At 73.5% G+C, this 20,323-nt stretch carries 15 protein-coding genes; 2 read left to right on the top strand and 13 right to left on the bottom strand.

Translation table 11 applies throughout. The features are described 5' to 3' along the window. Entirely contained in the window at positions 1 to 3,312 is a 3,312-nt protein-coding gene (locus RI138_RS09600; RefSeq protein WP_311119560.1) for an ABC transporter permease, read from the bottom strand. A gap of 198 nt (positions 3,313 to 3,510) precedes the next feature. Next, positions 3,511 to 3,915, bottom strand: coding sequence for a globin (locus RI138_RS09595; protein ID WP_311119559.1), 405 nt, complete (start codon positions 3,913 to 3,915; stop codon positions 3,511 to 3,513). Between the two features lie 108 nt (positions 3,916 to 4,023). Here RI138_RS09595 and RI138_RS09590 point away from each other — a divergent pair, with 108 nt between their 5' ends. After that, the gene (locus RI138_RS09590) at positions 4,024 to 5,016 is read left to right on the top strand and encodes a methyltransferase domain-containing protein (protein WP_311119558.1); all 993 of its coding nucleotides are present in this window, start codon (positions 4,024 to 4,026) and stop codon (positions 5,014 to 5,016) included. Positions 5,017 to 5,023: 7 nt separating this feature from the next. Here RI138_RS09590 and RI138_RS09585 read toward each other — a convergent pair whose 3' ends face one another. From RI138_RS09585 to RI138_RS09570, 4 genes are all read right to left on the bottom strand, one after another. Further along, positions 5,024 to 6,433: an FHA domain-containing protein gene (locus RI138_RS09585; protein WP_311119557.1), complete on the bottom strand. Its 1,410-nt coding sequence runs from the start codon at positions 6,431 to 6,433 to the stop codon at positions 5,024 to 5,026. 86 nt (positions 6,434 to 6,519) lie between these two features. Next, on the bottom strand, positions 6,520 to 7,881 hold the full coding sequence (locus RI138_RS09580) for a vWA domain-containing protein (protein ID WP_311119556.1): 1,362 nt from the start codon (positions 7,879 to 7,881) through the stop codon (positions 6,520 to 6,522). Between the two features lie 19 nt (positions 7,882 to 7,900). Beyond that, positions 7,901 to 9,142, bottom strand: coding sequence for a PP2C family serine/threonine-protein phosphatase (locus tag RI138_RS09575; RefSeq protein ID WP_311119555.1), 1,242 nt, complete (start codon positions 9,140 to 9,142; stop codon positions 7,901 to 7,903). Positions 9,143 to 9,144: 2 nt separating this feature from the next. Beyond that, positions 9,145 to 11,691 (bottom strand): tetratricopeptide repeat protein, encoded by a 2,547-nt coding sequence (locus tag RI138_RS09570; RefSeq protein ID WP_449343293.1) that lies wholly within the window; start codon positions 11,689 to 11,691, stop codon positions 9,145 to 9,147. On the opposite strand from RI138_RS09570, the gene RI138_RS32540 reads away from it, so the two are divergent. After that, positions 11,672 to 11,950, top strand: a complete 279-nt coding sequence (locus RI138_RS32540) for a hypothetical protein (protein WP_449343292.1) — start codon at positions 11,672 to 11,674, stop codon at positions 11,948 to 11,950. The two genes, RI138_RS09570 and RI138_RS32540, sit on opposite strands and share 20 nt — an antisense overlap. A gap of 34 nt (positions 11,951 to 11,984) precedes the next feature. Here the strand turns inward: RI138_RS32540 and RI138_RS09565 are convergent, their stop codons facing one another. The 7 genes from RI138_RS09565 to RI138_RS09535 form a co-directional block, all read right to left on the bottom strand. Next, positions 11,985 to 13,337: a coiled-coil domain-containing protein gene (locus RI138_RS09565; protein WP_311119553.1), complete on the bottom strand. Its 1,353-nt coding sequence runs from the start codon at positions 13,335 to 13,337 to the stop codon at positions 11,985 to 11,987. A gap of 93 nt (positions 13,338 to 13,430) precedes the next feature. After that, positions 13,431 to 14,483 carry a glutamate ABC transporter substrate-binding protein gene (locus RI138_RS09560; protein WP_311119552.1) on the bottom strand — a complete coding sequence of 351 codons (1,053 nt, stop codon included), beginning with the start codon at positions 14,481 to 14,483 and terminating at the stop codon, positions 13,431 to 13,433. An 11-nt stretch (positions 14,484 to 14,494) separates the two neighbouring features. After that, complete coding sequence (locus tag RI138_RS09555; RefSeq protein ID WP_311119551.1) at positions 14,495 to 15,883, bottom strand: hypothetical protein; 1,389 nt, start codon at positions 15,881 to 15,883, stop codon at positions 14,495 to 14,497. Between the two features lie 352 nt (positions 15,884 to 16,235). Then, positions 16,236 to 17,210, bottom strand: coding sequence for an N-acetylglucosamine kinase (locus tag RI138_RS09550; protein WP_311119550.1), 975 nt, complete (start codon positions 17,208 to 17,210; stop codon positions 16,236 to 16,238). Then, complete coding sequence (locus RI138_RS09545; protein ID WP_311119549.1) at positions 17,201 to 18,466, bottom strand: 6-phospho-beta-glucosidase; 1,266 nt, start codon at positions 18,464 to 18,466, stop codon at positions 17,201 to 17,203. Before RI138_RS09545 ends, RI138_RS09550 begins: the two co-directional genes overlap by 10 nt. A gap of 2 nt (positions 18,467 to 18,468) precedes the next feature. After that, a complete protein-coding gene (locus tag RI138_RS09540; RefSeq protein ID WP_311119548.1) occupies positions 18,469 to 19,374 on the bottom strand; it encodes a carbohydrate ABC transporter permease in 906 nt (301 codons plus the stop codon). A gap of 3 nt (positions 19,375 to 19,377) precedes the next feature. Further along, positions 19,378 to 20,319: a carbohydrate ABC transporter permease gene (locus tag RI138_RS09535; protein ID WP_311119547.1), complete on the bottom strand. Its 942-nt coding sequence runs from the start codon at positions 20,317 to 20,319 to the stop codon at positions 19,378 to 19,380. Between the last annotated feature and the right edge of the window lie 4 nt (positions 20,320 to 20,323).

The raw sequence follows: 20,323 nt of genomic DNA, 5'->3' as shown, positions 1-20,323 counted from the left end.
TCAGTGGTCCCCCTGGTGGCGCAGCGATACCGCCGGGTCCCCGCGGCGGAGCGCGAGCGTCGCGACGATCACGAGAGGCAGTGCGGCGACCCCGGCCAGCAGTGCGGCGACCTGCCCGGCGGGCAGCTCCACCAGCACCGGAGGCACGGGCCGGTCCGCCTGCCCGGTCAGCACGATCAGCGGGACGACGGCCCGGGTCAGCACGGTGCCGATGGCCGCCCCGATCAGCAGGGCGATGGCGATGAGGACGCCCTGTTCGGCGGCGACCATCCGGGCCAGCTGGCGGCGCGGCGCGCCGAGCGCCCGCAGCACGCCCAGCTCGGCGGACCGTTCACGCCGGGAGCCGGAGGCGCTGACGGCGAAGCCGACCGCGGCGAGCGCGGCGGCGACCACCGCGACGGCGGGCAGCGCGGACTGCGGGCCCGCGCCCAACGGGTCGTCGACCAGCCGCTGGGCGGCCTCGGCGCGGACCAGTACCTGGGCCGGATCGGTGTCCGGCCGGGCGCGCAGGGCGGCGGCCACCTTCGCGCTGTCGCCGGGGGCGGTGCTCAGCCACCATTCGTTCGCCTCGATCGTGGCGGTCGGCCGGTCGGCCAGGGCACCGGCGACCGCCCTGAGGTCGAGCAGCAGCCCGCCGCCGCCCGCTGTCGGGTCCGGGGCGCCGGTGAGGGTGCCGGTGGTCGGCAGCTGCCGTACCGCCTTCACCAGGGTCACCCGGACGGTGTTCCCGGCAAGCGTGAGATCGATCTCGTCGCCCGGCTTCGTACTGGTGCTCCTCAGGTAGGCGTCCGTCGCCACCGCCTTCACTGCCGCGGCCCGGGGCCTGGCCGCGGTGATCCGCAGGGTGCCGGTGGTCCGCTCCCAGGCGTCGAGGTCCCGCACGCCGGTGTCGTACGTGAAGTCCGGCGCACCGGAAGACCTGTTCGGCACGGGCCGTTCGCCCGGCCGGTCCTCACCGAATTCGGTGAGCGTCACGGCGGCCTTCCAGCGCACCGAGCCGGGCGTCGCCACGGGGTGTTCGGCGCCGGATGCGGTGACCACCCGTACGTCGCTCATCGAGACCCTGCGCTTCTCCGCCGCGCCGGAGGGGGCGTCGCCGTCCACCTCGATGCCGGTCAGGGACAGTCCGGCCGCCGCCGACACCGGGATGGACACCGTGGCGGGGCGGTCGCCGACCGGGACGGACCCGGCCAGCACCCGGTGGGGGAGCCCGTACCGGTCCTCCAGAAGCAGGGTGACCACGGGCGGCTGCCCGTCCGGATCGTCGAAGACGTCGTTCTCGGAGGCGTCGGCGCGCTTCGGCGGCACCGCGGTGATCCGCAGGTCCAGCTTCAGCCGGGTGCTGTCCTTCGGGAGGACGAGCCCGGCGCGGCTGTCCCGCTCCGGGGCGATCGCGTCGAACAGCTGCTGGGGGGACCCGTCGGTGAGGTCGGAGCGCAGCAGCATCCGCTCGTCCGCGTGCGCCGTGTCCAGGGCGAGGACCTCGGCCCTGCGCCCGCCGGAGACCTCCACCTCAGTCCGGTGGGCGGGGGCGGCCTGCCGCACCCCGTCCACCGAGGCGTACGCACCGGCCGTCACCGGAGTGACTCCGCGCTCGCCGACGACCCGGACCGAGGCGCCGGAGCCGAAGTCAGCCTGGTCGCTCTGCGAACGGTTCCAGGAGGCGCTCTGCCCGATGGCCAGCATGCCCATCGCGACCGACAGCACCAGCAGCAGCACCGGTCCCGCGCCGCGCATCGGGCGCCTGCTGAACTGCCAGCCCGCCAGTGCGGCGGGCAGCCCGCGGCCCTTGGCGGCACGCCGTTCGGCGAGCTTCGCGGCGGGCGGGAGCAGCCGCAGCGTGAGCACGGTCCCGGCGAGCAGGGCCAGCGCCGGGGCGGCGACCAGCAGGGGGTCGATCCCGAGCCTGCCGTCCTGGCCGCCGCTGAGCGCCCCGCTGCCGGACGCCGTGGTCTGCCGCTCCAGCTGCCAGTACGCCACCGCCGCGATGAGCAGCAGCCCGATGTCGGCGCCCGCCCGCACGGGTGCGGGCAGCGAGGCCGCCCGGGTCCTGCGCCCGCCCGCCCCGGCCGTCAGCGACGGAGCGACCACCGCCAGGGCACAGGCCAGCGCCACGGCCGCGGAGACCAGCCATACCGTCGCGGTGGCGCCCTCCCCGACCCGCAGCCCGATCCGGGACAGGGCGCCGCGCTCGGCCAGCAGGCCGGTCAGCGGCCCCGCCAGCAGCGGGGCGACCAGCGCTGCGGGAGCGGCGAGCAGCAGCGCCTCGATCGCCGCGAACGAGGTGATCCGGCCGCGCGATCCGCCCCGGGCCCGCAGCAGTTCCCGTTCCCCGTCGCGCTCGCTGTTCAGCAGCCGGGCCACGAGCAGCAGGGCGTACGCGGCCAGCAGCACCAGCTGCACCGCGACGATCATCAGCGTGGAGCGGGAGACGAGCAGCGCCCGGTCGAGCTGGTCGAGCACGGTGGGCAGCGAGGTCCGCGCGGTGACCCCGGACTTGAACACGGGCGCGGCGGTGAGGGCCTCGGGGGCGTCCGACGACGCCCGGTGCAGCCCGGCCATGGAGCCGGTGGTCAGGGTGGCGAAGTCCGCGGTGGCCAGCCAGGACGTCTCCCCGTCGCCGAGACTCCCGGAGGCCAGCGGGGCGGGGTGCGTGAGCAGGGGACCGTACGTCGTGAAGGCGAGCTTGCGCACCCCGCGCCCGCCGAGCGGGTCCAGCTGCCAGTACGGGTCGGACTGGTCGAGTGCCTCGTAGACGCCGGTGACCAGGATCTGCTGCGGCTTGTCGTCGCGCAGCCGGTCGGTGACGGTGAGCCGCGCGCCCGGCTCCAGCTTCAGCGCCTCGGCGGCGACGAGGGGCAGCGCCACCTGGACCGGTCCCGAGCCGTCCGGCGCGGCGGGCGCCCGGCCCTCGGTGATCCGGACCCGGTCGCGGTCCAGGGCGGCGAAGTGGGTGAGGTCCGGCTCGCCGCGCCGGGCGGCCGGGGACTGGAGGCCGCGCGGCAGCGCGTACGCCCCCGAGCTCTCCAGCTTCCCCACGTTCACGGGCAGCCCGTCGAAGGCGTCGAGGGCGGCCGCGCGGACGGTGGCATCGGCCTCGGCGCGCCGGTCGTGGTCCACCGAGGCGGAGACGACGAGCGAGGCGGAGGCGGCGGACCGGTGGGTGAGCGTGTGGCGCAGAGCCGCGTCGCCCACCGAGCCGGAGAACGCGGTGAGCGCGGCCAGGACGGACGTGGTCAGCAGAACGGCGAGCACGGCCGCGGAGAGGAGAAGGCGGTGCGCCCTCACCCGCAGCAAGACAAAACCCGTCACCTGTGTCCCCCGCCCCGTCAACACCGTGTCCGCACGCCCCCCGACGTACTGGTGATGCTTTCAGAGCGAAAGGATTCTGGTAACCGCTTGCAGGCCCACCTTGATGCGATCGTGATCGATATCTGACGACGGAACGTCGAATTCCGGTGAGATCCGGAGGGCATGCGATGAGATCCGGAAGGATTCGGCGGCAGGCGATCAGTCCGCGGTGTTGAGCATCGACGCGGCGGCGTACGTCAGGTAGTCCCACAGCTGCCGCTCGTGCTCGGGCGCGAGCCCCAGTTCGTCCAGCGCGACCCGCATATGGGCGAGCCAGGCGTCATGGGCCGCCCGGTCCACCCGGAACGGGGCGTGCCGCATCCGCAGCCGAGGGTGGCCCCGGTGGTCGCTGTAGGTGCGCGGGCCGCCCCAGTACTGCATGAGGAACAGGGCGAACCGCTCCTCGGCCGGGCCCAGATCCCCCTCCGGATACATCGGCCGCAGCAGCTCGTCGCCCGCCACGCCCTCGTAGAAGCGGTGGACCAGGCGTCGGAACGTCGCCTCGCCGCCGACCTGATCGTAAAAGGTCTGCTCCTGAAGCGTGTCGCGCGGAATCTCTGTCACCCGTCCATGGTCGCAGACGCACCGGCCGAGGACAGGGGTCCTAGGACCAAGGGACCGGGCCCGGGATCGCCGTTGGCCGTTGCGGGCCCCGCGCAGGACAGTGGAGAGATGGGAGCAGACCGGGAGACCCCCGCCGTCCCCGCAGCCGAGGCCGACGCGGCGAGGCATGCCCTGGTGCGGGAGATCGTCGCGCAGGGCGGGCTGACCGACCCCGCCTGGTACGCCGCCTTCGTCGAGGTGCCCCGCCATCTGTTCGTGCCGTCCTACTACGTGCACGGCATCGCGGGATACGAGCGCCTCTGGGGCGAGGACCCCGACCCCGGGCGCCGCTCCCGCTGGCTGAGCGGGGTGTACGCGGACAGGGCGCTGGCCACCCGCATCCGGGACGGCGAACTCATCTCGTCCTCCAGTCAGCCGTCCCTGATGGCGCAGATGCTGGAGGCCCTCGACGTACGGGACGGCGACACGGTCCTGGAGATCGGCACCGGCCCCGGCTACAACGCGGCCCTGCTCTCGCACCGGCTCGGCGAGGAGGCGGTGACCAGCATCGATCTGGATCCGGAGATCACGGAACCGGCCCGCCGCCACCTCGCGGCCGCCGGGCACCGCCCGACGGTGATCACCGGTGACGGCGCCCGCGGCTGCCCGCAGCGCGCCCCGTACGACCGGATCATCGCGACCTGCACCCTGCCGTCCGTACCGCAGGCCTGGCTGGAGCAGTGCCGCCCGGGGGCGCGCGTCCTGGCGCCGTTCGCCACCGGGCTCGTCGCGCTCCGGGTCTCCGCGACCGCGCAGGGGCCGCGCGCCGAGGGGCACTTCCTGCACACCCCGGCGTACTTCGTGCCCCTGCGCGGGGCGCTGCCGCTTCCCGCCGGGCTTCCGCACCTCGGTGGACTGCCCCGCCGGGCGGCCGGGAACGATCTGTTCCGGTTCCTGCTGACGCTGACCGCGGGCGCTCTCGATCCGCACGAGGCCCTCTCCCTCTGGGAGCGCGAGGGGCGCCCGCAGCGGGAGAGGTACGGCATCACGGTCGGCCAGGGCCGCCAGTGGGCCTGGCTCGACGACCCGCAGGGCCCCTACACCTGGCCGCTGAGCGAATGAGCGCCGCTCAGTCCCGGCGGACCGTGATCGTCGTCCACGCCCCGACGTGCACCTGGTCGCCGTCCTGGAGGGGTACGGGGACGTAGGGCTGGATCGGGTCCTCGGCGCCGTTCAGCGTGGTGCCGTTGGTGGAGTTCTGGTCGACGACCGCCCAGCCGCCGTCGGGCTGCTGCACCAGCACCGCGTGCTGGTGCGAGACGCCAGGGTCCTCCGGCGGCACCGAGAGATCGATGTCGGGGGACTCGCCGGTGCTCTGGCGGCGGCGCCCGATGGTGATCTGGTTGCCGGTGAGCGGGAGACGCTGCTCGGGGGAGTACGCGGGCAGGTTCAGCCCGGTCGCCTCGGGACCGCTGCGCTGCATCATCGCGAGGAAGTACTCGCGGTCCGGAGCGATGACGGCGGTCCAGGACAGGGGCTGCTGGGGGCGGCCCTGGCCCGGCACCCCGCCGTTCGGCTGACCCTGGTCGTACCCCTGCTCCTGCCCCTGTCGGCCGTACCCCTGGGCCTGGGAGGGCGGCGGGAGCAGCCAGTCGTCCCCGCCGCCGGTGTGGCCGGAGGACTGCGGCGGTGCGGGAGGAGCCGACTGCTGTTGCTGTTGCGGCGGTGCGAAGGGCGAGGACTGCCGGGGCTCGAACGGGGAGGGCGCCGACTGCTGCTGGGACGGGTGCCCCTGCTGCGCATACGCGGGCGGCGGCGGGGGACCCTGCTGGAACGACTGCGGAGGAGGACCGGCCTGGCCGCCGTTGCCGTGCGGACCGCCCTGAGGGCCCTGGCCGCTCCGGCCGCCCTGCTCGGGGGCGAGGGGCTCGGCGGGACGGTTCATCTGCGAGGGGCGCGAGCCCTGGTAGTCGAACGGGTCACGCTGCTGGGGCGCGCCACCGGGCCCGCCCTGACCGCCGGGACCGCTCTGACCGCCGGGTCCACCGGGCGCGTTCTGACCGCCGGGACCGCTCTGACCGCCGGGTCCACCGGGCGCGTTCTGACCGCCGGGACCGCTCTGACCGCCGGGTCCATCCGGACCGCCCTGGCCGCCGGGTCCGCCCTGGCTGCCGGGGCCCTGCGCCTGGAAGCCGGGCGGCAGGTTGAGACCGGGCGGGGGGCCGCCGGGCGTGCCGTGCTGCGGGGCCAGCGGGGTGTAGGAGGTCGCCGTGTTGGTGAGGAAGTTCCAGCGGCACTCCTCGCAGAACGGCGCCATCGCCTCACGCGGCGTACGGCACTGCGGGCAGATCTCCGCCTGCATCGTGGGCTGGCCGCCGCTGGTGCCGGAGCCCTGCGGATAGCCGTAACCGGGCGCGGGCGGCGGCGGAGGCGGCGGGGGCACGGCGCCCGCGGGCGCACCGCCGGCGGCCATGCGGTGTCCGCAGACCTCGCACCAGTCCTCGGAACCCGACTGGTGTCCGTTCGGGCAGGTCGGCATGTCGGCGCTTCCCCCTCTCCTCTTCCGGCCCCGGAGGCCGCATGCTGTCGATCGCGGCGCCATGACCGCGAGGTGATCGTGTTGTGCTACTTCTTGACGCGAACGGTCTTGGTGGAGCGCGTTTCGAGGGTCATCTCGTCCGCTTCCGCGACCTTCGCCTTCAGTCGCACAGTACCTGTCGCCGCATCGACGACGTCGACCACCTTCGAAAGCAGTTTCGCAGTGTCCTGGTTCCCGGACGCCGACGCCAGCTGCACCGCACGGCCCAGTTTCGCCGTCGCGCCGTCGAAGTCGCCCGACTTGCGTGCGTCCAGACCCTGCTGGATGACTTGTGCCAGTTCCGCCTGACCCGTGTAGTGCGCGACCTGCGGATTGATCGAGGTCGACGCCACCATGTCGTCCGTCCACACCGCCCGTACGAGCCCCTGGGACAGGGTCTGCGGGGCGCCCGTGCCCGGGGGGCCGGGCAGGACGAGCGAGACCCGGGCGGCCAGCATCTCCTGGCCGATCCCGGCCGCCGGCACCTGGACGCACACGTGGTAGTCGCGGGACTCGTCGCCCCACGAACCCGTCGGATAGTCCCCGGCCCGAGGGCTCGCCTCCGTGCGCCGGCCGGTCAGGTCCGCGACCGTCGGCGCGACCTGCTTCACGAAGCGGATCTCCACCCCCACGGGCGTCCAGAGCCGCAGCGCCACGTCCGCGACCTCCTTGCCCATGGCGTTCTCCATCATCCGCGTGAAGTCCGCGGCCAGCTCCGAGGGGTCGGCGACGATGTCGGCCGTGCCGAGGAGGGCGGCGGCTATGCCGGTGACCTCCTTCACCTCCCAGTCGGTGCCCACCCCGCGGGCGTCACAGGTGAACCGCCCGGCGCAGGAGTCCAGGGCCGCCCGCAGGTCCTCGGGCGCCTCGTGCTCGTTGCGGCCGTCGGTCAGCAGGATGCCGTGCCGGATGCCCACGTCGGCGGAGCCCAGCAGCCGGTCGGCCAGCCGCAGCCAGGTGCCGATCGCGGTGCCGCCGCCCGTGCTCAGCTTCCGCAGGGCGTCCTTGGCCCGCGCCTTCGTCCGCGCGTCGGCGACCGCGAGCCGCCCCTCACCCGGGTAGACGTCCTTGGCCACATGCGTCCCGGCGACCACCGCGAACCGGGTGCCCTCGCGCAGGGTGTCGATGGCCGCGGCCGTCGCGTCGCGCGCGTTGCGCATCTTCGTCGGCGGATAGTCCATCGAACCGGAACAGTCGACCATCAGCACCACGGCCGCGTCGGGCGCCTGCCCCGGCCCGTACGCCGGTGAGGGCGCGACCCCCGCCAGCGGAACGCCCCCGGTGGTGCCGCCGCCGGTCGAGGTGACCGTGACGATCGCGTTGACCTCACGTCCGCCCTCGGGCAGGAACGCGTTCTGGTACACCTCGACGGAGAACTGCGGCACGTTCGACTTGGAGAAGTTGGCCATCTGGTCGGCTCCTTGAAGCTCAAACGGCGGTGCAGGCCGATCCTGCCCCCTGCGGCCCCACGGCGAACGGCAGAAGTGCCACTGTTACGTTGTCGTGGCCCCCGCCGTCGAGCGCGTGCCCGACGAGCACCTGGGCCCCGTGCAGCGGGCGCGTCCGGGCCTCGGCCGGGACGGCGGCGGCCATCTCCTGCGCCGACTCCGCGTAGTTCCACAGGCCGTCCGTGCAGACGACCACCAGGCCGGGCCGGTCCGGCTTGAACGCGGCGGTGTGCGGCTCCAGTTCGTACGCGTCGGCGCCGAGCCAGCCGGTGATGGCGTGGGCGCGCTCGTCCGCGTACGCCTCCGCCTCGTTCATCAGGCCCGCCGCCACCATCTGCGCGGCCCAGGAGTCGTCCTCGGTGAGCCGGGCGGGCGGGCCCGTGCGGTCCTCGGGCACCCAGTAGACCCGGCTGTCGCCGACCCAGCCGACGATCAGCAGCCCGCCCGCCATGATCGCGCCGACCAGGGTGCAGGCCGGGGCGTTCTGATGGCGGTGCGCGTCGTGCTCCATCGCCCCGGCGGGCTCCTGCGCCAGGGCGTTGACCGCCTCGGACGCGGCGACGATCGCCTCGTGCATCGCCTGCTGCGGATGAGTGCCCCGGGGCAGCGACTCCAGGAGCGACTCGTTGGCGGCGCTCGCCGCGGCCGCCGACGCCTCGTCGGGCCGGCTCGCCGAGGACACGCCGTCGCAGACGATCGCGACGACGGCGGGCGAACCGTCCGGCAGCGCGGTCGAGGACACCGCGAAGGAGTCCTCGTTGCGGTGGTGGCGCAGGCCCCGGTCGCTGACGGCGGCCACCGCGTCCAGCTCCTGCTCCATGTGGTCGCGCTCGCGGGGCTGCGCGTGCCCGCAGTTCTCGCAGTAGCCGTCCCGGTCCACCTGGCCCGAGCGGCAGGCCACACACACCTTCGCCCCGGCGGCGGGCGCGGCGAGGGGCGCGGCGGCGTGCTCCGCCGTACGGGGATCGGGCGCCGCCAGCGCGAAGTCCCCCGAGTCGTCCGCACCGCCACGGGCCCCCGGGTCCGTCCGTTCGTCGTGGCGCACGGCTCCGGCGGCCTCGCCCGCCGGCACCGTGATGGCCATCGTGGGCCGGTCGTGGGGGCGCGCCGGCACGGCCGAGAGGTCGTAGCCGCACGCCCCGCAGAACAGATCGCCCGCATCCAGCGGCTCCTCGCAGCCGGGGCACCTCGACACGGCGGGCTGCTGGTCGCTCTGAGACATCTTCACACCCACGTCCGGGGGCGGAAACGGTTGGCCCGCTCCACCAGTTCGATCCTCTCGTCGCCCCGCTGCGCGAGCCGGGCGAGCATCCGGTACGAGCTTTCCAGCCCGAACCGCAGTCCCCGCTCGTCCCGTTCGGCGCCGAGCAGCTTCCGGGAGCCCGGAGGCCCGGTCTCCGGCCCGCCCGGTGACGGGGCACCGGGACTACCGGAGAGTACCCAGTCCAGCGCCTTGCCCAGTACCTCGGTCGACAACTGCTCGCGGCGCACCGGATCCAGACCGAAGGCGGCCAGCGCCGTCACCTGGCTCGCGGCGGCCGTCAGATCGGTCAGCAGCGGCTCGTGCGGGGAGCGCTCGCGCAGCCGTGACCGCACGGCGGCGACCCGGGCGGCCGTGTAGTGGATCGAGGCCTCCGGCACCGACTCCAGAGTGCGCACCGCCGCGTCCCGGTCCCCGGCGGCCATCTGCACCCGGGCCAGGCCGAACGCGGCGCTGACGTAACCCGGATCGGTCGCCCACACCAGGCGGTAGTACTCGGCGGCGTTGTCCAGCTGGCCCAGCACCTCCGCGCAGATCCCCAGCGCCAGCTTGGGCGCCATCTCCCCGGGGAAGGCGTCGTAGACCGCGTCGAAGGAGAGCGCGGCACTCTCGTCGTCACCGGTCACCAGCGAGGTGACGCCGCGATACCAGACGACCCGCCAGTCGTCCGGGTGTTCACCCTCCAGGGTGGTCAGCGCACGGGCGGCCGAATCCAGCTCCCGCATCTCCAGCCAGGCCCGCAGCTCCCGCAGCCGGGTCTCCGGCGAGGGCGCGGGCACCGCGCGCAGGGCCGTGATCAGCTCGGCCGGGGCGGCGGCCATCAGTCCGGCGAGGAAACCGGCGTTCGGGTCCGTCGCGTCGACCCGGGGGACGGGCAGCGCCAGCGAGGTGGCCCGGGCGTCGAACGCGACGAGCCGGACGTCCCCGGGGACCGCCGGTCCGCTCGTGGGCCCGTACGCCGCTCCCATCGCCGTGCCGGGGGCGGGCTCCGCCGTCCGGGGCGCCGGGACCGGGGCGTGCGCCGGGGGAGCGTACGCGAGCGGCGCACCGCCCTGCGGACCGCCCCGGACATGGGTCGGCGGCGCCCCCAGCGGGTCGGCCCCCGCCGGGCCCGAAGCCGGATGGGAAGGCTGGGCGCCCACCGGAACGGCCCCCGCCGGGCCCGAAGCCGGACCGGAAGGCTGGACACCTGACGGCAGCGCCCCCGCGACCGGTGGCGGGGGCGCTGCGGGCGCCGCCCCTCCCTGTGCCGGAATTCCGGACAGCGGACGCGCCCCGCCCCTGCGGCGGCCGAAGAGCCCGCCGCGAGCGGAGGCGGCGCGGGCGCCCAGCTCGGACACGTCGCCCCTCTGTTCGGCGAACAACTCCGTGTCTGTCACGCGCAGTTCCGTGCCGAACAGCGTCGACAGCGCGGGCCTCGGCCGCCCCGTCTGGAGCGCCACGACCTCCCGCAGCACCCCCGTCAGCTGCTCGGCCATCTCCGCGGCCGAGGCGAAGCGCCGGGCCGGGTCCGGGTCGGTGGCCCGTACCAGCAGCCGGTAGAACGACTCGTAGGTGCGCAGCACCTCGATGGTGTCCGGGTCCGGCAGCGAGTCCACGAAGACGTTCGTGTACCCCTGGAAGTCGAAGGTGAGCACCGCCAGCGTCCGCGCCACCGTGTACAGGTCGGAAGCGACCGAGGGGCCCAGCTCCGCGACCTCGGGGGCCTGATAGCCGACCGTGCCGTAGATGGCCGACTCGTCGTCGTCCATCCGGCGCACCGCGCCCATGTCGATCAGCTTCAGCTGGCCCTCGGTCTGGATCGCGTTGTCGACCTTGAAGTCGCAGTAGAGGAGATTGCGGCTGTGCAGATGGCCGAGCGCCTCCAGCGCCTCGATCCCGTACGCGCACGCCTGCTCGACCGGCAGCGGATCGCGCTTCCCGGCCGGGGTACGGCGTTCGTTGGCGATCTCCTTGAGCGCCTTGCCGCCGACGTACTCCATGACGATGTACCCGTCGAGCGAGCCGGTCCGCTGGTCCAGGTGCTCGACGAAGTTGTAGATGCGGACGATGTTGGCGTGCTCGATCTCGGCGAGGAAGCGGCGCTCGGAGATCGCGGCGGCCATCGCGTCCTGGTCGCCGGTGTCCAGCAGGCCCTTGAGGACCACCCAGCGGTCCGAGACGGCGCGGTCCACCGCGAGGTACACCCAGCCGAGCCCGCCGTGCGCCAGGCAGCCCACGACCTCGTACTGGCCGTGCACGATGTCCCCGCCGCCCAGCTTCGGCACGAAGGAGTAGGGGTGACCGCACTTGGTGCAGAACCCCTCCGTGCGGCCCGGCCGGTCCCCGCGCGAACGGCCCACCGGGGCCCCGCAGTCCGAGCGGGAGCAGAACCGCTTGCGCTCGGGTACCTCCGGGTTCTCCAGCACCGCCGTACGCGGATCGGGCCGGGGCACGTCCGGCACCTCCACCAGACCGACGCCGAGGCGGCCCCGGGCCGAGGTCGCCGACGTGGAACCCGAGGAGCGCACCGAGACCGAACGTGAGGTGGACGCCCCGGACAGCGAGCGCGACAGCCGCCCCGAGACCGAGCGGCGCGAGGTCGACGAACGCGACGAGGACCGCGAGGAGGCGCGGGACCCGGAGCGCTGCGAGGAGCTGTCCCGGCTGCTCGCCCGGCCGCCCCCGGCGACCCCCGTGGGCGGCGAACTCACCATGCCCGTCGGCGAGACGACCGGGGCCAGGCCGCAGGTGCCGCAGTACAGCTCGCCGCCGCCCATGTCCTCGTAGGCGCCCTCGCAACCGGGGCGCTGGCACTGCGTACTCATCGGCTCTCCCCCTGTTCGCCCGCGTCCCGCCGGTCCTGGGGGCCGTCGGGCCGACGCGGCGCCAGCAGTTCCTGGACCGCGTGCTGGTAGCGCAGGACGGCCTGCTCGGCGACCCGCAGATCGCACGGCGCGCTCCACAGCATCCGGCGCGCCGCGTCGTACCGCTCGATCAGCATCGGGTCCTCCGCCAGGCCGTGCCGGGCCACCTTCGCCTTGTACGCGTCGAGCCGGCCGCGCAGCTCCGCGCGGACCGCCAGCGGGGCCGTCACCGAGGTCAGCGACTCGCGGGCGCGCAGCAGTTCGTCCTCGGCCTCCTGCTCCAGCGACTCCAGCAGCGGCGAGAGCCGGTGCCACTGGGCGTGCCTGCGGTAGTCCGACGCGGCAGCCAGACGCTCCTGGAGGGCGGTCGGCGGACCGCTGACCGCGGGCACCTCGGAGGCGGCGATCTTCGCCAGCACCTCACCGCGTGCCGCCCGCGCCTCGGTGAGGGTGCGGTCGGCCCGGGAGAGCACGTCCCGCAGCCGGACCAGGCGGGCCTCGGCGTCCTGGCGGACCGCCAGGACCGCCTCGATCTCCCGCCGTACGTCCTCCAGGGCGCGGGCGGCCCGGTCGTAGCGCGAGGTGTCGGGGCGGCCGCCGCCGGGCGCCGCGCTGCCGGGCCCCGGCAGCCAGAACGCCAGTGGGTCGGATATCACCTGGGTCCGCAGGGTGGTCAGCTCCTCGGTGATCTCCGCGAGATCGTCGCCCGCCGGATGCTCACCGGGCCGCACGCCCACCGAGTGGGCCAGGGAACGCGTCCGGTGCAGCTCGGCCGCGAGCAGATCGATCCGGGCGGGCAGCGCCGACCAGACGGAGTCGGCGGCGACGACCATGTCCAGGGAACGGGCGTACAGCTCGTTCATCCGGGCGACCAGTTCCTGGAGCGAGAACCGCTCGGAGAGCCGTGCCGGGCCGGCGACCGGGGGCGGCGGCAGCGCCCCCGGGTTCGCCACATGGACCGCGTCCCCGCGCAGGAGCTCGGTCAGCGCGGCGAGGTCCTCCCGGTTCGGCTGGCGCCTGCGGGCCCGTATCTCCCGGGCCTCGGCCAGCGCCCCCGCGTAGGCGTCGAAGTACCCCCAGAGCAGGGTGATCGACTGCTCGGTCGTGGCCCAGCGCTCCCGGGTGACACCGGTCAGCCCGGCACCTTCCAGGAGCCGGCGGCCGGCATGGTCCTGGAGGGCGAGGAGCGAGGTCTCGATGGCCTCGTGCTCCGCACCGAGCCGGGCCAGCGCACGGTCCGCCTCCTCCCGGTCCATGACCGGGCCGGGAGGCCTCCCCGCGAAGCTGGGGAAGGATCCCGCGACGCCCATCGAACACCTCTCCGCTCTCCCCGCCGGCCGTCGGCCCGGCGGGATCGCTTGCTTCGGTCTGCTCCGGTCCGTACGCCTGCCGGTGGTACGGGGTCAGTCGTTGCGGTACTTGGGTGCGGGCGGTGCCGTGATGCCGGGCAGGCCGGTCGCCAGCCACTTGTCGTAGGACGTCATCCAGGCGCTGTTCCTGCCGCCCGCCCGGTAGTCGACGAGGACCTTGTTGACCCGGGCCACCAGGTCGTCGGCGCCCTTCTTGGTAGCGACGCCGTAGTACTCGGTGGTGAACGGAGCCTTCCCCTTCAGCTCCACCGCCGGGTCCTGGGCCGCCTGACCGGCCGCCAGGGCGTTGTCCGTGACGATCGCGTCGACCTCGCCGAGCTGGAGCCGCACCAGGCAGTCCAGCTGGTTCGGCACGGTCAGCCGGTCCCGGTCGCGCTCGGTGCCGTCGAACTCGTCCTTGTAGACCGCCCCGAAGGACTCCTTCTCCAGCGCCTCGTACGCGGTGGAGCCCTCGGCCGAGCAGACCCGCTTGCCCTTCAGCGAGGCGTCGTAGCCGGTGATCGCGGACTCCTTCGGGGCGAGGACCTGCTGTCCGGCCTGGAAGTAGGCGGTGGAGAAGGAGACCTGCTCCAGCCGCTTGCAGTTGATCGTCATCGTCCGTACGACGACGTCGACCCGCTCGCTCTCCAGGGCGGCGATGCGCTGGTTGGTGGGGATCGCACGGAAGATCACCGCGTCCGGGTCGCCCAGGACGTCCTCGGCGACGGCCCGCACCAGATCGATGTCGAACCCCTCCAGCTCACCGTTGGCCGGATTGCGGTAGCCCCAGCGGAAGCTGTTCTGGTCGACTCCCGCGATCAGCTTGCCGCGCGCCTTGATCTTCGCGATGTTCGGCCCGTCCGCCCCCGACGGCGGCAGGCTCGCCTCCGGCTCCGTGCACGCCTCGGCCCGCGCCTGCACGGCCGCGACCGCCCCGCCGCCCGCCGCATCCGCACCGGCCGGCCCGCCGCTGTGGTGGGACAGCGGCAGCAGGGTGACCGCGGCGGTCACCGCGCACGCCGCCGCCATCCCCGTCACGCCGCCCCAGCCACGCAGCCGGCCGCCCGCGAACCGGCCTTTCACGGACCGGCCCCTCGCCCTGGTCATCGCTGCCCCTCTCACCGGTACTCCGAGAGCCTGCGGTTGACCCCGACGATCACGGCGATCGCCCCCAGCACCGCCAGCGCCGCGGCCCCTGTCGGCAGGCCCCGCAGCGCCCCGCGCCCGTCCTCCGCCGCCGCGGTGAACTCGCCCTGCTCATGGGCGAGCGCCTTCCTCAGCGCGGCGTCCACCTGCTGGAAGGACTCGCCGGTGGACCCCTCGGCCCCGATGATCTGCTGCAACGCGCTGCCGTAGTCGCCCTGGTCGTCCGTGGCACGCGCCGCACGGTGGCGGCTCTGCCACTCGGACACGGCGGTGGCGGCCCTGGCCACCGGCTCGCTCCCGCTCCTGTCGTCGGCGAGCCGTTCGGCCTTCTCCAGCCGGTCCTTCAACGCCTTCATACCCGTGGTGTAGTCCGTCTCGTACTGGTCGGCGGAGCCGTCGGCCGTCAACACGGCACCGCGCGCCACCAGGGTCAGATTCTCATTGGCGCGCGCCTTCAGGGAGTTGATCCGGGCGTCGTTGAGCACATCCAGCGAGGCCTGGCCGTGCGTCATCGCCGACCGCAGCTCCGTACGGGCCACGGCATGCCCCACGGCGAGCCAGAGCACCACCACCGACGCGGCCGCGGTCGCCGCCAGCAGCCCGTGGTTCAGCACCCGGTTCGTCCGGCGGTAGGTGCGTCGCTGCATCCACGCCAGCGCGACCAGCGCCAGGAACCCGGCCCCGAGCGACAGGAGCGGCCACCGCCGGGCGTCGGCGGAGTCCGACTCCAGCCGGCCGGTCTCCGCCGCGTACAGCCGTTCGGCGGCGGGCAGCATCTCGCCGGTCATCTTCTGGTTCGCGTACCGCAGATAGGCGCCACCCAGCGGCAGGCCCTGTCGGTTGTTGGCGCGGGCCCGCTCGATCAGGCCCGTGTAGACCGGAAGAAGCTCGTTGAGCGTGGTGATCTCCCGCCCGGACGCGGTGGCGGAGTCCGTGTTCGCCGCGGCCTTCACCAGCAGCCGCGCGGCTTCCTCGATGTCCTTCCGGTACTGCTCGCGCACGGCGTCGGGCTCCTGCGCACCCGCGAGGAAGCCACTGGCCGCGGAGGTGTCCGCGTCCGCGAGGAAGCGGTAGATGTCCGCCGCGTCGGCGCTCAGCGGCTGGCTGCGCCCGACCACGTCGTCGGCGGCGGCGGCCCGCTGGGATATCTCCAGGGTGGTCACCGCACCGAACGCCACGACGAGCAGGGCCAGGACGGCCCCGATGATCTGGAGTCGGCCGGGCTCGGTCGTCGCCACGGCACGCAGCCGCCGCGCCTGTGCGCCCAAGCCGCCGCCACGCGGTGCGGGCACGCCGACGGGCGCGGACACCGGGTCCGGCGCGTGCAGCGGCGGCGTGCCGCCGCTCGGCGGGTGTGTCACTCGACCTCCCCCTCGGTCACGGACGGCGGGTCCCCCGTCCCCTTCCGGACGGCGCGTGCCCGGCCAGAAGTATGGCCGCGGGGACGGGCATCCACACCAGGAACGCCCAGATCCCCCATCGGCCCCCGCATTCGATCAGTGCGGACGCGGCCGATCAAGACAACCGGTGCGACGTGCCCGGAAACATCCCCATAAGCGAACGGACTCCCCATCAGGTACACGTTCCACGAGGCCGATCGGTTCCCTCGCCCCCCTCCTGTCCCCCGTACGAGGGGCGGCTCCCGCGTACAAGGGGGCGCCCCACCGCGCGGTCTCCGGTGGGGCGCCCCCTGGCGTTCCGTGTGCTCCGGCCTCAGGCGTACTGCGCGCGCAGCCTGCGGTGCACCTCCGGCGCCGCACCCGTACGGTCCAGGCCCAGCAGCGCCGCACCCAGCACCGGCGGCTCGGTCACCACACGCACGTCGGCCTTCGGTGCACGGGCGGCCAGCAGATCGGCGATCCGGTCGTTCAGCTGCGGATGCCGTGCGGCCAGCACACTGCCGCCCAACAGCACCGGAACCTCCTCCTCCAGCAGCTCCAGGCGGGCCAGCGCCACCGAGGCCATCGCCGCCACCTCCGCCGCCTGCCGCTCCACCAGCGCGGCCGCCACCGCGTCCCCGGCGGCCGCCGTGGCGAACAGCACCGGCGTCATCTCGTGCCGCCGCCCCGGCTCGACGGCGCCCCGGTGCAGCGCCTCGATGAGCGCGTACACCGAGCCGAGACCGAAGTGCCCCGGCAGCGCCCGGACCAGCTCCGTCGGCTCGCCGCGCCCGTCCTCGGCGCGGGCGGCGAACCACAGGGCCTCCTCCGCCAGACCCGAACCGCCGCCCCAGTCACCGGACATCCGCCCGATCGCGGGGAAGCGGGCGGCCCGGCCGTCCGGGGTCATGCCCACGCAGTTGATCCCGGCCCCGCACACCACCGCCACGCCCCGGGGCTCGTCCACCCCTGCGCGCAGGATCGCGAAGGTGTCGTTGCGGACCTCCACCGAGGTGCCCCAGGCGCGCGCCTCCAGGGCGGCCGCCAACTCGGCCTCCTCGACCGGCAGATCGGCGTTGGCCAGACACGCGGAGAGATGCCCGAGCGAGCCGACCGGGCCCGGCAGGTCCGCCACCGCCCGCTCCAGTACGGAGGCCAGCCCGTCGACCGCCGCCGCCACCCCCACGACCGGGGGCTGGAAACCGCCGCCCCGGGCCGAGGCCAGCACCGTGCCGTCCGCGCCGATCAGCGCCACATCGGTCTTGCTGTTGCCCGCGTCGACGGCGACGACCGACACGTTCACGCCCACGCGAGGTGCTCCCGGTTGTGGGCGATCAGCCGGTCGGTGAGGCCCTCGGCGTACTCGTACTGGCCGATCAGCGGATGGGCGAGCAGAGCCTTGAAGACCCGGTCCCGGCCGCCGCGCAGCGCCGCTTCCAGGGCGAGGTCCTCGTACGCCGTCACGTTGGCGATGAGACCGGCGTACAGCGGGTCCAGCGCGGGCACGGCCAGCGGGGCCGCACCGTCGTGGCCGACCCGGGCCTGCACCTCGATGACCGCGTCGTCCGGGAGGAACGGCAGCGTCCCGTTGTTGTACGTGTTCACCACCTGGACCGGCGAACCGCCGCCGCCCAGCAGGGAGGCCGCGAGGTCGACCGCCGCCTCCGAGTAGAACGCGCCGCCGCGCTTGGCGAGCAGCTCGGGCTTCTCGTCCAGCGCCGGGTCGCCGTACATCGCCAGCAGCTCCTTCTCCATCGCCGCGACCTCGGCGGCCCGGGACGGCTTGGTGCCGAGCTCCCGGACGACCTCGTCGTGGGCGTAGAAGTAGCGCAGGTAGTACGAGGGGACGACGCCGAGCCGGTCCACGATCCGCCGGTCCATGCGGAGGTCGTCCGCGATGGCGTCGCCGTGCTCGGTCAGCAGCTTGGGCAGCACGTTCTCACCGTCCGGGCCGCCCAGACGCACGCCCAGCTCCCAGGTGAGGTGGTTGAGCCCGACGTGGTCGAGGTGGACCGCGCCCGGCTCCACCTCCAGCAGGCGGGCGAACTTGCGCTGGAAGCCGATCGCCACGTTGCACAGGCCGACCGCCTTGTGCCCGGCCTGGAGCAGCGCGCGGGTGACGATGCCGACCGGGTTGGTGAAGTCGATGATCCAGGCGTCCGGGTTGGTGCGGCGCACCCGCTCGGCGATGTCCAGGACGACCGGCACGGTCCGCAGCGCCTTGGCGAGACCGCCCGCGCCGGTGGTCTCCTGGCCGACGCAGCCGCACTCCAGCGGCCAGGTCTCGTCCTGGTCGCGCGCGGCCTGTCCGCCGACGCGCAGCTGGAGGAGGACCGCGTCGGCGTCGGCGACGCCCGCGTCCAGGTCGGTGGTCGTGGTGATCTTCCCGGCGTGGTCCTGCTTGGCGAAGATCCGCCGCGCGAGGCCGCCGACCAGCTCCAGCCGGTCGGCAGCGGGGTCGACGAGGACCAGCTCCTCGACCGGGAGCGTGTCCCGCAACCGGGCGAATCCGTCGATCAGTTCAGGGGTGTAGGTGGACCCGCCACCCACTACTGCGAGCTTCATTGTCAGCCCTTTACTCCGGTCAGTGTGACGCCCTCGACGAATGCCTTCTGGGCAAAGAAGAAGACGGCGATCACGGGGGCCATGACCAGAACGGTCGCGGCCATGGTCAGGTTCCAGTCGGTGTGGTGCGCGCCCTTGAAGGACTCCAGGCCGTAACTGAGCGTCCAGGCGGCCGGGTTCTCGGAGGCGTAGATCTGTGGTCCGAAGTAGTCGTTCCAGGCATAGAAGAACTGGAAGAGGGCGACGGCCGCGATGCCGGGCCTGGCCATCGGCAGGACGACCTTGATCAGCGTGCGGAACTCGCCGCAGCCGTCGACCTTCGCCGCGTCCAGGTACTCGTTCGGAATGGTCAGCAGGAACTGCCGCAGCAGGAAGATGGAGAACGCGTCACCGAAGGCCATCGGGATGATCAGCGGCCACAGCGTGCCTGACAGGTCCATCTGCTTCGCCCAGAACAGGTACATCGGGATGATGACGACCTGCGGCGGCAGCATCATCATCGAGATGACGAGCATCAGCGACAGCTTGCGGCCCCGGAAGCGGAACTTCGCCAGGGCGTACGCCACCGGGATGGACGAGACGAGGGTGAGGACGGTGCCGAGCCCCGCGTACAGCAGGGTGTTGCGCCACCAGGTGAGGAAGCCCGGGGTGTTGAAGACCCGCTCGTAGTTGCCCCACTCCCAGGTGTTCGGGGTGAGGTCACGGGTCAGCGCCTGCTGGTCGTTCATCAGCGAGGTGAGCACCACGAAGACGAACGGCAGCACGAAGAAGAGCGCGGCGGCGATCCCGAGGGAGTGCACGGCGATCCAGTGCAGCAGCGCCTTGCGGCGGGCGGTGCGCTCGGCGGGCGTCCGCGGGCCGGTCGCCGGGGCGGTGCCGGCCGCGGGCTTGTCGAGGAGTTGGGTCATGGCTCAGTCACCGGCCTGGATGAGGTTGTTGCGGCCCCGCATGAGCAGCGCGGTGAAGGCCATGGCCAGGGCGAACAGGATGAGGGCGACGACACAGGCGGCGCCGTAGTCGAAACGCTGGAAGCCGAGGTTGTAGACGAGCTGGGGAAGCGTGAGTGTCGACTTGTCGGGATAGCCGGGCTCGAAGGACTGCCCTGAGCCGCCGATCACCCCGGAGGCGACCTTCCCCGCCACCAGCGGCTGCGTGTAGTACTGCATGGCCTGGATGACGCCCGTCACCACGGCGAACAGCACGATCGGCGAGATGTTCGGCAGGGTCACGAAGCGGAACTTCTGCCAGGCGGACGCGCCGTCCAGCTCGGCCGCCTCGTACTGCTCGGTCGGTACGTCCAGCAGCGAGGCCATGAAGATCACCATCAGGTCCCCGATGCCCCAGACCGCGAGCATGGTGAGCGCGGGCTTGGACCAGGTGGCGTCGTTGAACCAGCCGGGCGTCGGCAGCCCCAGGTCCCCGAGGATCGCGTTGACCGGCCCGGTGCCGGGGTTGAGCAGAAAGACGAAGGCGAGCGTCGCGGCGACCGGCGGGGCCAGGTAGGGCAGGTAGAACAGCGTCCGGAAGACTCCCGTCCCCGTCTTGATCTTGGTGATCAGCAGACCGATGCCGAGCCCGAAGACGACCCGGCAGGTGACCACGACGACCACCAGCCAGAGCGTGTTCCACAGCGACGGCCAGAACATCGGATAGTCCTGGAAGACGTACGTCCAGTTCGTCAGCCCGTTGAAGACCGGCGCCCCGAACCCGTCGTAGTCCGTGAACGAGAAGTAGACCGTAGAGACCATCGGGTAGGCGAAGAAGACCGAGAACCCGATCAGCCACGGCGACATGAAGGCCGCGTTCCGCAGCGCCGATCTGCGGCGCTTGGAGCGGAGTGTGTGCGTCGTCATCGGG

It is taken from the genome of Streptomyces durocortorensis, assembly GCF_031760065.1.
Lineage (GTDB): Bacteria > Actinomycetota > Actinomycetes > Streptomycetales > Streptomycetaceae > Streptomyces.
The sequence above is the reverse complement of the archived record's forward strand: the minus strand, read 5'-3'. Positions and strand labels throughout refer to the sequence as shown.

Excerpts from the sequence above, each read along its gene's own strand:
- RI138_RS09580 (WP_311119556.1), bottom strand. The coding sequence starts at position 7,881 with ATGGCCAACTTCTCCAAGTCGAACGTGCCGCAGTTCTCCGTCGAGGTG.
- RI138_RS09535 (WP_311119547.1), bottom strand. The coding sequence starts at position 20,319 with ATGACGACGCACACACTCCGCTCCAAGCGCCGCAGATCGGCGCTGCGG.
- RI138_RS09545 (WP_311119549.1), bottom strand. The coding sequence starts at position 18,466 with ATGAAGCTCGCAGTAGTGGGTGGCGGGTCCACCTACACCCCTGAACTG.
- RI138_RS09540 (WP_311119548.1), bottom strand. The coding sequence starts at position 19,374 with ATGACCCAACTCCTCGACAAGCCCGCGGCCGGCACCGCCCCGGCGACC.
- RI138_RS09575 (WP_311119555.1), bottom strand. The coding sequence starts at position 9,142 with ATGTCTCAGAGCGACCAGCAGCCCGCCGTGTCGAGGTGCCCCGGCTGC.
- RI138_RS09560 (WP_311119552.1), bottom strand. The coding sequence starts at position 14,483 with ATGACCAGGGCGAGGGGCCGGTCCGTGAAAGGCCGGTTCGCGGGCGGC.
- RI138_RS09590 (WP_311119558.1), top strand. The coding sequence starts at position 4,024 with ATGGGAGCAGACCGGGAGACCCCCGCCGTCCCCGCAGCCGAGGCCGAC.
- RI138_RS09565 (WP_311119553.1), bottom strand. The coding sequence starts at position 13,337 with ATGGGCGTCGCGGGATCCTTCCCCAGCTTCGCGGGGAGGCCTCCCGGC.
- RI138_RS09585 (WP_311119557.1), bottom strand. The coding sequence starts at position 6,433 with ATGCCGACCTGCCCGAACGGACACCAGTCGGGTTCCGAGGACTGGTGC.